The organism is Xenorhabdus thuongxuanensis, assembly GCF_001908095.1.
GTDB classification, from domain to species: Bacteria; Pseudomonadota; Gammaproteobacteria; order Enterobacterales; family Enterobacteriaceae; genus Xenorhabdus; species Xenorhabdus thuongxuanensis.
On the sequence record NZ_MKGR01000010.1, the window covers coordinates 24,630 to 39,307 of the forward strand.

Consider the following 14,678-nt stretch of genomic DNA (forward strand, 5'->3'; position numbering starts at 1 on the left):
CAACACTTGGCACCTATATTTAACGTTATATTTAGGGTAACTGAGAAATCGATAAATTTTATGATAAATATAATTAAACGATAATCAATATAAACCTTATTGATTAGAAATCACATCAGGATATGATATAACTTTATTTTATATATAAAGCTTATGATATTACCGCTATAGTAAAAATAATTTTAAAAACAATAATTCCCCTCGGAGAAATAGATAACATGAAAGCGGTATTAAATATATTATTGGCAGGCATTATTCAATTGGGTTTCACCCACTTTACTTATGCACAATCTACTCTTGATAACATTCATTCCACAGGAATATTCAGGATTGGGACTGAAGGTGCCTATGCCCCATTCAGTTATCATGACACCTCAGGAAACCTGACCGGATTTGATGTGGAAATCGGTCGTGAAATTGCTCAGCGCATGAAAGTGAAGCCTGAATTTATTGAAGGAAAATGGGATGGTTTGATTGGTGGGCTTGATGCCGGACGTTTCGATGCCGTGATGAACCAAGTCGCCATTACACAGGAACGTGAGAAAAAATACAGTTTCTCTTTACCTTACGTTATTTCAGAAGCTGTACTAATTACCCGAAAAGATAACAACGATATTAAGACATTTAGCGATTTAAAAGGGAAAAAATCGGCGCATACTCTGACCAATAACTTTGCCCAGATCGCCAGACATTATGGCGCCGATATTATCGGCACTAATGGCTTTAATCAGGAAGTCGATCTGGTAAGTACAGGCCGTGCTGATGCCACCATTAACGATAAACTTTCTTACCTCGATTACAAAAAACATCGCCCGGATGCTCCGGTAAAAATTGTTGCCGCAGATACCCAGGCAGCACAAACTGCCGTACTATTGCGTAAGAACGACACTGAATTAAAAACCGCAGTAGATAAAGCCATTGCTGAGATAAAAGCGGATGGCACTTATCAACGTATCTGGGATAAATATTTCGCTGAAAACAACTGAACAATCATTAAAACAAGGGCCTGATGGAATAGGCTCTTAAAGTCTATCTCAGGTTCTAAGCTATAACTTTATTGTATATAGCGTTCACCTTTTCTTGCCATATCATCATTAAAACAACCACATAAAAAATAAACATATTTTTAATATCTATCAGGAAGGTTCTATGACTCCATCATGGCTCGATTTAGCGTTGGATTCTCTATGGCCGATGATTTACGCCGGCCTGACATTCACTATTCCCCTCACGCTGATTACTTTTGCTCTTGGAATTTCATTGGGGTTTGTGGTTGCTTTAATCAGGCTATATGGTTCTAAACCCCTGGTTGCTGTCGTTCGGTTTTATGTCTGGTTGATCCGCGGTACACCTCTGTTGGTTCAGCTATTCCTGATCTTCTACGCCCTGCCTAGCGTAGGCATTACTTTGGAAGCGTTCACTTCCGCCGTTATCGGCTTTACCCTGAATGTCGGTGCCTATACCTCAGAAGTGATCCGTGCCGCACTGATTTCTGTTCCCAAGGGGCAATGGGAAGCTTCTCACTCTATCGGCATGAGTTGGTGGCAATCACTGCGCCGGATCATTCTGCCTCAGGCGGCACGGGTTTCAATTCCTCCTTTGTCCAATACCTTTATTTCGCTGGTAAAAGATACCTCTCTGGCTTCCGTTATTACCGTGCCAGAAATGTTTCTGGCGGCACAGCGCATCGCCGCCGTCACCTATCAACCGTTAATCCTGTATACCGAGGCCGCCATTCTCTACCTGCTCTTGAGTTCAGTATTGTCAGCACTGCAAGTTCGGTTAGAAAAGAAATTTGCCCAGCAAAACAGTAATAAGGAAGCCAAAGATGATTCAGCTTACCAACATTGAAAAAAATTTCGACGGACAGAAGGTGCTGAAAAATATTAACCTGACCATCAAGGAAGGCAGCCTGACGGCACTTATTGGCCCTTCCGGTAGCGGAAAAAGTACCTTGCTGCGTTGTATTAATCTGTTGGAGATCCCACAGGCTGGCAAGCTGGAAATTGGTAAAGAGCAGATCACCTTTACCGGTAAGGAGCGATTGCCACATCGGGAAATCCAACGTTTTAACCTGCAAACTGGCATGGTATTCCAGAACTTCCAGCTTTTCCCTCATCTGACGGTGATTGAAAACATTATGGAAGGGCTGATTTGGGTACAAAAATGGTCCCGCGAACGTGCCAGAGAACGGGCGCTGGCGTTGCTAGAAAAAGTCGGATTATCCCACAAAGCGGATGTTTGGCCGAGTACACTATCGGGCGGCCAGCAACAACGTGTAGCAATCGCCAGAGCGATGGCACCTTCCCCCAAAGTGCTGCTGTGCGATGAACCAACATCGGCACTTGATCCTGAATTATCTAAAGAAGTCGTCTCAGTTTTAAAACAATTAGCAGGAGAAGGCACCACCATGTTAATGGCAACGCATGATCTGCGCCTGGCTGCTAATCTTGCTCATGATGTCGTATTTCTGGAATCTGGTGAGATTATTGAATCGGGGGCGGCAAAAACCCTCTTTACCCGCCCTGATAAGGTACGTACTGTCGAGTTTATCTCAACCCTGACAGAAACCTTACCGGACTGGGAAATATAGCGGGCAGTCACGGTACATTATTTATTCGGAGAAACACTGTTGCTTGGAGAAACGCAATGAAAAAAATTTTGAGTCTGTTACTGGCAAGTGCAACTGTCCTTGCTATTTCTGCTCCTGGATATGCCGGCAAAGATTTTGACGCCATAAAAGCCTCTGGCATCTTTAAGATTGGCACGGAAGGCACTTATCCTCCTTTTACCTACCACGATGCCAGCAATCAATTAGTCGGCTTTGATGTGGATATCGCACGGGAAATCGCACAGCGTTTGCATGTCAAACCTGAATTTATGGAAGTCAAATGGGATGGTTTGATTGCCGGATTGGATGCTAAACGTTTTGACGCTATTATCAACCAGGTTGGTGTCACCCCAGAACGGGCAGCGAAATACAGTTTTTCCATTCCTTACACGACTTCTCAGGTTGTGTTGATCACCCGTAACGATAACAGTGATATTAAAACCTTCGCGGATATTAAAGGCAAACGCTCAGCCCAATCACTGACCAGCAATTACGGGCAATTGGCAACGTCTTACGGCGCTAGCTTGGTCAGTACAGATGGTTTTAACCAGGCCATTGATTTGGTCGCTACCGGACGCGCTGATGCCACACTCAATGATCGCCTGTCATTCCTTGACTTCAAAAAACAGCGCCCTAATGCACCAGTAAAAATTGTTGCCCAGCAAACCGATGCGAGTAAATCAGCAGTCTTACTGCGTAAAGGAGATGCTGAGTTACTGGAAGCAGTTAATAAAGCCCTGCAAGAGATAAAGGATGACGGTACATATGCCCGTATCTCTGAGAACTATTTTGGCGTGGATATTTCCAAATAAATTTTTCTTTACCTGAGAATAAGGCGGTATTTTTATAAAACCGCCTTATTTATATTAAAAAACGCCCCCTTCATAAATCTTCATTATTTATTAATAGCAATTAATATAGTTAAATACAGTAAAGTATTTAACCAAATACTATAAAAAGAAAATTTATACCCCAATCAACTACAACATTATAGTTGGTACATACACTTAGGTTGCTCCATGAGATCTTCTTCAATCCGGTATTACATGCGACAAGATTAATTCATCACTGGGATTATAAATAAAAAACTCACCTTTCATCAGAATTTGGGCATTTCGTTGCGCGCTCGCATACGTTATATGCTCACCATCATGAGTGGTGCTAAACTCGGATATTCCAGACAAATGCTCAATCCGTACAGTAGCGTTGCCGTTAATTCTCTCCGAATAATAAATATGACTGGCAACAGTTCCAAGGAAACAGCAAGCAGCAGCTAGACAACACCCACCGGATAGCGCAATAGAGAGATGAACATCTTTGGGAGTAAGGTATCTGATATTAATATTCCCTTCGGATAAAGGAGGAGCAATAATGGCAACTTTGGGATGAGTGATAGATTCGCTTAACTCCTTTTCATTCATCACTGCGCCATCTTTCTTACGAATTCCCATTTTAATCCCCATCTCTATCCTGATTTCCATGATTTTCTCTTGTAATACTTTATTATGCTTAATTTCATCGGGATTTTCGTAACCTGTAATCCCTAAACTTTCTGCGTTGATAATAATCATTGGTACAGCAACATCGATGCAAGTGACTGGAATACCATTAACTTTGTCAATCAAGTTTCCTGTCGGAAAAAGAGCTTTTGTTTTTGAACATGCGGGATCTTCAAATGACACATTAACTTCTGGGAAATCACCAATAACGCCAGGTATATGTGCCAGTTGGTATTTAGGCGCTACATTCGCCATCGTGCACACAATATTCTTATTGGTATTTGTATTAAAAATACTTAATTTCCCATCAGGCATTAACCATTTTTCTTCCGGCAGATCTCTTATCACCAAGGGTATTGATGAAGTCATATTTCCGCAATTAATCTCCCACGATACGGTACTACTCTCTTTTTCAAGTTGTGCAAAAGTACTTATCACCTGTTTAGATTGATAATCGATATCAATGATAAAGGCTTTGTTGCTGGTGGTTATTCCCCTGCCTAATCCTTGTAGTTGTTTATTATTTTCATTTCTTCCTTCCAGGGGAACTCCCATTATATGCCTGAGGATCTCTTCCTTAAGTTCTTTTTTTTCTGGCAAATCTTTTTGTAGTAAAACGATACCGGTTGAAGTTCCACCTCTCACATAATAGAGAGGAATTCGAATGGGAAAAGATAGTTTTTTCATATTATTACCATGAATAAGTTAGTTTTTCTTTAATGGCCTTATTATAGATTCAAACATATCTACCTCTCGTTGATAGGCCAACCCATAATTCCAGTCTCTCTTAAAGGTTTCTTTATGATAAGTTTTAAATAACCTATCCCAAATAGAAAATATAAACGCATAGTTAGCATTGTTATTTTTATATTCTTTATCATGATGAGGTTCGTGGAATCGTGGAGTTGTAATTAAATAAGAGAGTTTTTCTTCAAATTTAATTGAAAACTTTAATTTTGAATGATGAAAAATAGCAATAACAAAACTGATAATAGAGTGAAGTAGAATAGCCTCTATCGATATTCCCAATAGCCAAATAATGATAACATTAAAAAAAACATGGAAAACTAATTCCATAAAATGTATTCTAAGCCCTGTTGTTGCATCCAAAATTTCATCAAGATGATGAATTTCATGAAACTTCCACATAAATTTATTTTTGTGGCTAATACGATGAAAAAGATATCCAGAAAAATCAAGAATGATAATACCTATTACTGTAGAAAGAATTGTTCCTGCATGGGATAATATATGCGTTAAAGAATGGGTGCTTGCATAAACAACAAGAGGCACAAGAAACAGAAATGAAATTATTTTTGTTAATAAAAAATTGAAAAAATTATTCTTCCAATGGCAGTTATAAACATCCGATATGTAATTTTTCCTTATATAAAAGACAATATCAAAAATAAAAAAGAATAAAAACCACAACACAAGAAAGAAATTAATCATCATACTCCCTAGATATAAATATACATAATCATAAGAAAGGAAAAATATATTTCATATACATTCAATAAAACATAAACAAGGGGTATATTTTTAGTAATTGATAGTTAAATATCAATATAACCATCTAATTATACTGTCTTTTATTTATTTTTCAGAAAAAAACTGAAGCAGTTATTAGGAGGTTCATGACTATACCTGCTAATACCCTCAATACTGGTTGCCCAACTCTATTGGAGATCACTTCTGGAGCGCGACTCTTGGATTCAAGGTGTTATGTTGGATGTAGACGGAAAGGATTTTCCTTGCAAAATATTATTTCTTTATAGGAGATATAACCATTGAAGTCATGACCCTTATCTGCTTATTTCTTGCGACAGTAGTAAAACTAAAGAACATTATTTGTTACGCTCTTCTTAAATTTTATATAAACAGAAACTATGGAATATAACATTTAATTCCCCAAAGATAGATAAGACAATATTGTTGCTAGTCGTTATATTATCCCAAAGAAACTTAATCAGTCAGACAACTCATAATTATTTTCATCCATAATATTATAAATACACTGACAAAGATCACATAACATTTTAAAAATACTAGACAATTATATATTCAATGTTGGATAAGAATAAAATCAATAATAATTCTTATTATCACTTGTGATGAGCTAAAACGATGAATGTGATTTCAAAAAAATCAACTAAAAACATCAGTAAAAAACAACCTATTGATTGTAAAGTTAATCTTGTGACACAAAATTTGCATTCCGATTCAGAATGCCGAAATATGGGTTGGTACAATATTTATCTCCCAAAACAACAGGGACAAAGTAACTTTCGTTGCTTTAATATTAGTAAAGAAATTTACTTCACCAAAAGCTACTATTACGGAAAAGAACCTCTGTTTTCTAAGAGTAACTACCTTTATGACACTACTCTTATGATCTTTGGCCTGAAAGGAAAAAGTCATCTAGGTTTCTCAGCAACACAATTAAACCACACGATCAGTGCAGGAGATATTTGGTTATTTAATCTTCATCATCTTCATAACCCTGCATTATATCGCCTTAGCACACCGAATCTCCGACATGAAATGGCCGTTCTCAAATTTCCTACAGAACGTTTAAAACGCGCCTTTTCAGCTAATGATAAACAACTTATGTCAATCTTTAATCTGGAGGTGTCCCATGTGGCAATACAACAGGATAATGATGAATGGATTGCTCCTCTGGTCGAGAACCCACTTAGAACCCCTTTTGATCGGATAAAAGCAGAGGGCAGGGCCCTAGAACTCATTTCACACTGGTTACTTCCTCTCGGGCAATATATTTCCATCACCTCAAAAAATCATTCAGACCCATGTTGTTATCAAAGTACTGCGGTAGAAAAAGCTCGCGAGATCCTGATAGCTGAACTGACTAATCCTCCAACCTTGTACGATTTGGCAAAACAAGTGGGAATGAGTCATACTCGGCTTAATCAGAATTTTAAAAGAAATTATGGAAAAACTGTTTTTGACTGGCTAAGAGGATATAGGCTACAGCTTGCAAAAACGTATCTTCAAGATAGACAATATAGTATCACTTTTATAGCACATTTATGTGGTTTCAGCAGCACCAGCCATTTCATACAAACATTTCGTCAACATGAAGGTTGCACCCCTGTTACCTATCGAACCAATTATCTCAGTAAGGAAGTGTATCATGTTGATTAAATTACCGACTCATTATCTTTCATTATTTCCTCTGATGATAATGCTTCTTGGGAACGCTATAGCACACAGTCTATTTATGATTGGTTTCCCAATTATAGGGCGCACTATGGGAATCAATGAATTGTTGACAGGAACATTACTTTCTGTTTCTGCTTTCAGCATGATGATTTTTGCTCCCTTCTGGGGCCGCTATACAGATAAATATGGGCAAAAAGCGCCTGTAGTCATCGGAATTGTGAGCACTGCATTATTTCTGATATTAACTGCTGGGGTGATCAAATTTCACACATCCCTTGAACTTACTATCCCACTGCTTTTTTCCTTGTTCTTGCTGTTAAAACTGACTCAATCTATTGGTGTTGCAGGACTTATGCCCAGCGCACAAGCGTATGTTGTAAACCAAACTTCACACCACGAACGTCTTTCAGGAATGGGGGTTATTGGAGCAACATTTGGCTTTGGCAGCATTATCGGTGGCTATCTTGCAATGAGTTCCGGCATAACACAATTTCCATCAGCGCTGTTTATTTTGGGGGTAATTATGCTCATCATTAGCTTGGGGCATCGTTTTTTGAAAACACGTCCACTATCCCATGCACCACAGAATACCATACTCCCTTGTTCTTCATACCCCCAGCCACACAACTCGATTTTACCCTTTGCTTTAATAACATTCTGCGTCTTACTGGTTTATGGCATGCTCCAGCAGACCACCGGTCTCAGATTACAAGATCAACTTGGGTTTTCTACTCAAGAGGCTTTAAAAGGAAGTGGGGAACTGTTGACTTCATCCATGATCAGTATGGCAGCAGGACAAGTTATATTCACTAATTTCACTACTAAGTACGCAGGTCGACTCATGATCATTGGATTTTTCTTCGGTTTGTTGAGTCTGATATATCTTGCGATAAGCAACACCTATATTTGTATGCTGATTGCGATGGTTTGTCTGGGAGGCGCCATGAGTTTGATTATTCCTGCCAACCTTACGTTGCTGAGTCAGGCCGTCGGTGAAAAACATCAGGCTTATGCAGCCTCAATTAATTTGATCGGCAAGGGACTAGGATGGGCTGCCGGACCTGTTATGGGAGTTATATTTTATCAATATACACCGACCCTACCTGTCTGGTTCTCAATGATATTCTTCCTTGTAGCACTAGGTATTGTGATTTATCAGCGAAAAAACAGGCTGATTTTACAATAAACTAATCATCATGAGGGCTCTGAAACAGATTGGAATAGAGCCCTCGGAGAACACTACACATCAACAATAATAGGTGCGCCCTGTTTGATTAAAGAGTTAGCAATAATATTACGATGGATTTCAGATGTTCCATCGATAATTCTGAATAACCGTGCATCGCGATAAAAACTTTCTATTAAATGCCCGTCATGGCAACCTGAAGCGCCAAAAATCTGAACGGCATGATCGGCAACTCTCCCCAGCAGCTCGGTAACAAACACTTTCAGCATCGAAATTTCTTCACGACACGATTCTCCCTTATCCATTCGTCTAGCTGTTTCCCACAACAATGCTCGCGCCACCCGAATCTCAATAGCACAATCTGCAAGTATGTATCGAATATTCCCAGTTTCAACAATAGGTTTTCCAAATTGGTGACGTTGCTTGGCATGTTCTGTCATCAGATCAAGTAAACGCACACATTTACCCAGACCACGTGCAGCAACTTTCGCAAGACGTGCCCTTCCCAGAGTTTGACATAATATTTTAAATCCTTGATTCATCTCACCCAGTAAGGAGTCTTCTTCCACATGAATTTGATTAAATATCAGTTCATTATGGCTAGTGCCAATAAATCCCATCATATTAAAACTCTTCCCGAGAGAGAAGCCAGGCACATTTTTGTCTACTAAAAACAGAGAAATCCCTTTCGCCCCCAGTTCAGGAGCCGTTTTCGCTGCCACAATAAAATAGTCTGAGTATTCGGCATCACTGATATACGCTTTTCGGCCATTAAGCACCCACCCCTGATCGCTCTTAGTTGCACAGGTCTTAATGGAAGCTGCATCAGATCCAGCCTCAAGCTCAGAAACAGCTAGCGAGCACCAACGCTTTCCCTTCAGTGCTGGAAATAAGTATCGTTCCTGTTGAGCCGCTGTACCCAGCATCAGACATTCATAGATATTTCCCGTTGCCCGCCTGATTAGAACATCTTTTGTCACCCCCAATTGTTCCTGAATGAGTACATTTTCAAATGTACTCAGTCCGACACCGCCATACTTAGAATCAATATTGGTCGCAAACAACTTTGATTCCTGCCCCAATCTCATCAGAGTCCTGGCTTGCTCCGGCTCAATTCCTCCCTGTTGAGTCACCGTGTTTTCCAATGACACAAGGTGTTCCCAAGTAAAGCGACGTGCTTTTTCGACCAGCACATGCTGGTCTAGTGTTAACTGAGTCATCACTCATTCCTTCTGACATCCAGATAAATTCAGATGATCTAATAATGAAATGTCGACATATCTTCACAAACCTGACGAAATGCCTCAGCAAAATATTTAGCATCATCGTGAGTAAGGGTTAGTGGTGGCTGAATCCGCATCACACGGTTACTATTTGCGGTCATAAATGTTAAAATCTGGTGTTCTTGTGCCAACTTAGTGACAATGCGCAAAACAAACATATCTTCCATGCCTTGCTCTATCTCATGCAGGGCCTCATCAATATGGTATTTAGCTTTATCTGACAACAGATAGTAGGTTCCAACAGCATCCCAACTGAAACGGTGAGCCAACTCATTAACTGTGGCAGCAACACTTCCAGCAAAGGGTTGCTCGAACTCAATGGCTAACATGAGGCCTTTTCCCCGAACCGATTTCACAAACGGATAGTCGCCAGCAACGTCCTGTAATAATTTTTTCAAATAGGATCCCACATCTATAGCGTTTTCGGCCAGTTTTTCTTCTTCAATCAACTTAAGTGCACTCAAAGCAACAGCAGCAGCCAGATTTCCTCCGCCAAATGTTGATGTATGCAATATAAATCGATCTATACTGCCATAAGCCGCATCCCACACTTTAGGGGTCGAAATTGTGGCGCCAATAGGAATGACACCGCCAGACAGCGATTTCGATAGAGTCAGAATATCAGGACACACCTGCTCCCACTCACAGTAGAACATTTTTCCAGTACGCCCCAGTCCCGTCTGGATTTCATCCAAAATCAGCAAACAGTCATATTGATCACAAAGACGACGCACAGCTTGCAAGTAGCCTTGAGGGGAAAGAATGACACCGCCTTCACCTTGGATAGGTTCCAAAATAAACGCAGCGATATTGCCCAATTTCAATTGCTGTTCCAATGCGACGACATCCCCAAATGGAATAGCATGACACTGGCTCAACAAAGGTTCGAAATGCTTACGGTGCTTCTCCCTTCCTGTGACGGAGAGAGCCCCCATGGTTTTTCCGTGATATCCATTTTCGCAATATAGCAATGTACTTTTATCCGATGCGGCCAGTGCCAATTTTATTGCAGCTTCAACGGCTTCTGTCCCTGAATTACTGAGAAATACTCGTGATAAAGCGCCCGGTGCTATATTAGACAGTTTTTCTGCCAATAGTGACGCCTGATATGGAATCGAGACATATTGAATAAAAGTAGGTTGTTGATGGGCTAAATAATTTGTTACTGCTGCCACAATGGCCGGATGGTTATGACCAACATTTACACATCCATAACCAGAAATAAAGTCATAGTATTCAATTCCCTGTGTATCAGTCAGTTTGAGTCCTTCTCCTTTAACAAATACTCTTTCCAGATGATTATATTCATAGAAATCGATCATTTCAGGGTTGATGTACTGGCGGAAACGTTCTACCGTCTCCCGGAAATTCGAAATACTAGGATGAGAAATCAGTTCTGCTGGAGGTTGAGGATGATGATAACGTCGGATCGCCACCCAATCCTGCTCTTTTACATGCCTTCCCAGACTGGCAAGCCGGGCCGGACTAAAACCATGTTTCAAGGCAATCTCTCCAATATTGAGAACCTTATTACAATCTAACTCTCTGCCGATAGAATAGAGTTCTGCCCGTTCTTCAAGAGCAAGAATCAGAGTTTCAGCCAGACATCCATTCATAAACATTTTTGGCTCAAACTCAGGCTGAGATCCGCCAAAAGAGATCTGATCATTGGCAGAAATCAATCCCCCATCAAGCAGGAGTATATCTCGCCTTGGTTCATCTTGAGGCAAAACATCCCGGGGAAGTGCCACATCAATCACCACTGAACCAGGTTTTAATCTGGCAGGGTCAATAACTCCACCAGTGGAGGTTGCCGCGACATAGAACGAAACGATTGGATAACATGTGCTAATATCATTTGTCAGCCGTATCTGAGCGTGGTAGGTTTCGGGCAGATAAGACAACAATTTTTCGGTAACCGCTTCACGGTGACGATGCACCAGGTGTAAGCGAACCCCTAAAGGCAGTAATAAGCGGGCAAGCACGAGTGCAATGGAACCTGGATAGCCAGCAATGGCTATTTCTGCCTCATCTTCACTTATATTTAAATTTGCCAGTGTATCGATTACATTCCGGTAAGCCACATAAGCTGTCAGAGAATTCCCTGTCGTCACCGGAACTACAGCCTGTTCGGCTGTTTGTAAACCGCGCTGGCCGACAATACCCGTGAATCCACCTAGCCCCACCAACTCAGCACCTTCTTCGCAAAGTTGACTAATTCCTGCAACTACACGCTCAGTAATCACTTTAGGCTGTGTTAGCATTTCTTCGGCAGTTAATGGCATGTAATGAATGATCCCACTACAGGTGGCTCCCGTTGCACTAATCACTTTTTCAAATCGTGTAAAAGGAACTAAGTTTTCATGCTGCCAAATATTCGGCTGAAATCCTTGAGCTTGATCACGGCAAGTTCGGATAAACATATCCATCAACTTTGAATGTCGCTTAAGTGGTACTGATGTAGGATGTGCAATAAAACCAAATTTCACGTTACATTCCTTATACTATATTGACACATTGCCATGCAGCTTCAGAGAGCAGGCTTAGCCCATCCCCATCGGAGTTATGTGAGAGCATGACGTCGATAAAATAAATAGCTTGAGGGGTTGTTAACACAGTTTCACAATAGGCTGCATCAAAAGTTGCCCAGCGCTCACGAATGACCTGTATTGTTCCATGTGGCTCAGAGGAAATCTGGACATTAGAAGTCGTGACCAGAGCTAGATAACGCGATGATGCAACAAGAGAGGACTGTTTTATCTCATTGGTTGCACTTCGCTTATCGATATATGATCGAATCATCGACAGCATACCATTGCACAAATAAAACACAGAAATATTAATCTTCTGTCGATGTGGATTTTGCATCAATGCTCGCTCAATATGATGTTCGATGTTTGGAGTTAAATCTCTGGCACCATCACCAATAAATGCCAGAATATTCTGAGATGATGTGCGAGCCAAATAGGGCAATGACATCAACGCATCTCCCATCAGTGCTCGACCATACCAACCGGAAAATCCTTTTCCTGTTTTCGGTAAATTCCGAATCGCGCTGACTCCGCATCTCCCTACATCATAAACACCTGTATAGACAAATCCCTGCTTACTAATCAGATGATGCAACTGTTTCCCTAAGTGGGCGTAAAAGTAATTGGGTGACATCGGCATCTGTGGCAGCCAATCTATCGGCGTTGTGTCAGGGCAATTCTGGACTCGTGCCAGTTCGCGACGACGATAAGCAAGCACCTCTTCATCCACATTAAGTCGGGCGAGCACTGTTTTTAAGAACGGGAGTAAATCACTATGTACAGCCAAATCAGTGTAAGGTGACATGTGTTCTGAACGACAGTTCACCTGAATAATATGACATTTATTTTTAAGTTTACTGGGAGAAAGCGGCGAGGATGCTTCATCGACTTTACTTTTGAGGAAAAAAATACTCTGGCTTTCAGGTGCAGCAAGCTCTTGTCCCTCATGTAAATAACGAAATATTCTGCGGCTGAAGCCGTAGTTCGACAACGTTCCGATATAGTTACTAACAAGCTTTTGCTGATGGTAATCACTGATCCCCCCCGGCGAAATCATCGCATCTGCTAACGCTATTCCTGCTTTTTCAGCAATCTGATAAATCAGTTCACGTTCTTGATCTGCCAAATGGCAACATTGCCACAGTATACGACGCTTGTCATGATTGATCAGAAACATCACGGCATCTATGACGGACGTTTCACTATCCTCAATCCGTGGAGACAAAAGACTCCACTGATTTGGATAGGGCAACTGTTCAGATTTCAGAGTGCATTCCAAAGCAGATTGGGTTGCCAAAATAAACACGGGACCGGGCTGTGACTGTAATAGAGCACCGATTTCACTCAACCGCTCAGGTAAGGTCGCTCTATCATCAATATAGACACACGGAATTCCTTTGGCTTCAATCGATTTCCTGCCATCATAATTTTGGTGCATCGTACCTTGAAATGGGTACCAGCTATTGCCAGGACTATCTGCACAAATGATGATACCTGGCGCATGGGCACGCTTTAGGTTGTATAATGTGCCACGAAACTCATCAATCATACCTGAAGTCGCTGCAATCACATAACCATGCTGATAAAATTGCCAGCCACAAAGTGCAGAAACAGCCAGGCTGTGCTCATTTGGCCCACTTTCACACAAGGTAGATGTATTATCACATAAGCGAAGCATGGAATCGATAAACCCAGAGATCATCGACCCAGTATAGTAGTGAAAGTCCCAACGCTCTTGGAAATGGTACTCCATATAATCATAGATAAACTGTGCCATCGATGAGGTCATCAATTTAGAAGTCGTTGCTCTAACGAGCAAGGGATTAATATAAACATTATCCAAATGATCCATCAGGTTTTTTAATACCTGTATTTCCCAAACCAGCGGATCAGACTGCCTAATATTGAACGTCACAGAATCCATCATTTGTACTTGTGCACTATCCTGCGTCATTTCTGACAACGAAAACAAACAAGAGTAGGGAGAAAATTTCCCAGAGTTCGACTCAAGCAACTGGAAAAACTGATGACAGACCTGTTCGTAATCCCCATGCTGTAAAAACAGATCATCAGCAATCACTAGATCGAGTGTTCTGTCTGGATGCAATGCCATATCGGCCAAAGCTTCATCCAATGTTTCATAGGTCATAACATGAAAAGAAAATTGATGTTTTTTCTGATAGGCCAGCAAATATTCTCTGGCTTGCTGAAGCAAGTAAGTCATAATAAAGTCAACCGAAACTGCTGAATTGGATTCCCAAACTCCACAGTCACCAGATTCAGTGCCAATTGACAATTCCAACTTGTTAATTGCTTCTTTCACACCTTGACTTACAATTTGAGACTGAGCGACCACACAAATTCCGATATAATGATGCATAGGCT

11 protein-coding genes are annotated in these 14,678 nt (G+C 40.9%); 6 read left to right on the forward strand and 5 right to left on the reverse strand.

Annotated elements, in window-relative coordinates; all coding sequences use genetic code 11:
* The first annotated feature begins 218 nt into the window (after positions 1–218).
* From Xentx_RS08755 to Xentx_RS08770, 4 genes are all read left to right on the forward strand, one after another.
* Complete coding sequence (locus Xentx_RS08755) at positions 219–986, forward strand: amino acid ABC transporter substrate-binding protein (RefSeq protein WP_074019873.1); 768 nt, start codon at positions 219–221, stop codon at positions 984–986.
* 163 nt (positions 987–1,149) lie between these two features.
* Complete coding sequence (locus Xentx_RS08760) at positions 1,150–1,851, forward strand: amino acid ABC transporter permease (protein WP_074019874.1); 702 nt, start codon at positions 1,150–1,152, stop codon at positions 1,849–1,851.
* Positions 1,829–2,593 carry an amino acid ABC transporter ATP-binding protein gene (locus Xentx_RS08765; protein ID WP_074019875.1) on the forward strand — a complete coding sequence of 255 codons (765 nt, stop codon included), beginning with the start codon at positions 1,829–1,831 and terminating at the stop codon, positions 2,591–2,593. The genes Xentx_RS08760 and Xentx_RS08765 overlap by 23 nt, the downstream gene beginning before the upstream one ends.
* Positions 2,594–2,649: 56 nt before the next feature.
* Positions 2,650–3,423: an amino acid ABC transporter substrate-binding protein gene (locus Xentx_RS08770; protein WP_074019876.1), complete on the forward strand. Its 774-nt coding sequence runs from the start codon at positions 2,650–2,652 to the stop codon at positions 3,421–3,423.
* A gap of 219 nt (positions 3,424–3,642) precedes the next feature.
* Here Xentx_RS08770 and Xentx_RS08775 read toward each other — a convergent pair whose 3' ends face one another.
* The gene (locus tag Xentx_RS08775; RefSeq protein ID WP_074019877.1) at positions 3,643–4,797 is read right to left on the reverse strand and encodes a PrpF domain-containing protein; all 1,155 of its coding nucleotides are present in this window, start codon (positions 4,795–4,797) and stop codon (positions 3,643–3,645) included.
* Between the two features lie 18 nt (positions 4,798–4,815).
* Complete coding sequence (locus Xentx_RS08780) at positions 4,816–5,565, reverse strand: sterol desaturase family protein (RefSeq protein ID WP_083600922.1); 750 nt, start codon at positions 5,563–5,565, stop codon at positions 4,816–4,818.
* Positions 5,566–6,237: 672 nt separating this feature from the next.
* On the opposite strand from Xentx_RS08780, the gene Xentx_RS08785 reads away from it, so the two are divergent.
* Positions 6,238–7,275, forward strand: coding sequence for a helix-turn-helix transcriptional regulator (locus Xentx_RS08785; RefSeq protein ID WP_074019879.1), 1,038 nt, complete (start codon positions 6,238–6,240; stop codon positions 7,273–7,275).
* Positions 7,265–8,479: an MFS transporter gene (locus tag Xentx_RS08790; protein ID WP_074019880.1), complete on the forward strand. Its 1,215-nt coding sequence runs from the start codon at positions 7,265–7,267 to the stop codon at positions 8,477–8,479. The genes Xentx_RS08785 and Xentx_RS08790 overlap by 11 nt, the downstream gene beginning before the upstream one ends.
* A gap of 53 nt (positions 8,480–8,532) precedes the next feature.
* Here Xentx_RS08790 and Xentx_RS08795 read toward each other — a convergent pair whose 3' ends face one another.
* The 3 genes from Xentx_RS08795 to Xentx_RS08805 are packed head-to-tail and all read right to left on the reverse strand — an operon-like array spanning position 8,533 to position 14,673.
* Entirely contained in the window at positions 8,533–9,699 is a 1,167-nt protein-coding gene (locus Xentx_RS08795) for an acyl-CoA dehydrogenase family protein (RefSeq protein ID WP_074019881.1), read from the reverse strand.
* 38 nt (positions 9,700–9,737) lie between these two features.
* Complete coding sequence (gene pigE, locus Xentx_RS08800; RefSeq protein WP_074019882.1) at positions 9,738–12,251, reverse strand: prodigiosin MAP biosynthesis aminotransferase PigE; 2,514 nt, start codon at positions 12,249–12,251, stop codon at positions 9,738–9,740.
* Positions 12,252–12,261: 10 nt separating this feature from the next.
* Positions 12,262–14,673: a hypothetical protein gene (locus Xentx_RS08805; protein WP_074019883.1), complete on the reverse strand. Its 2,412-nt coding sequence runs from the start codon at positions 14,671–14,673 to the stop codon at positions 12,262–12,264.
* Positions 14,674–14,678: the final 5 nt, after the last annotated feature.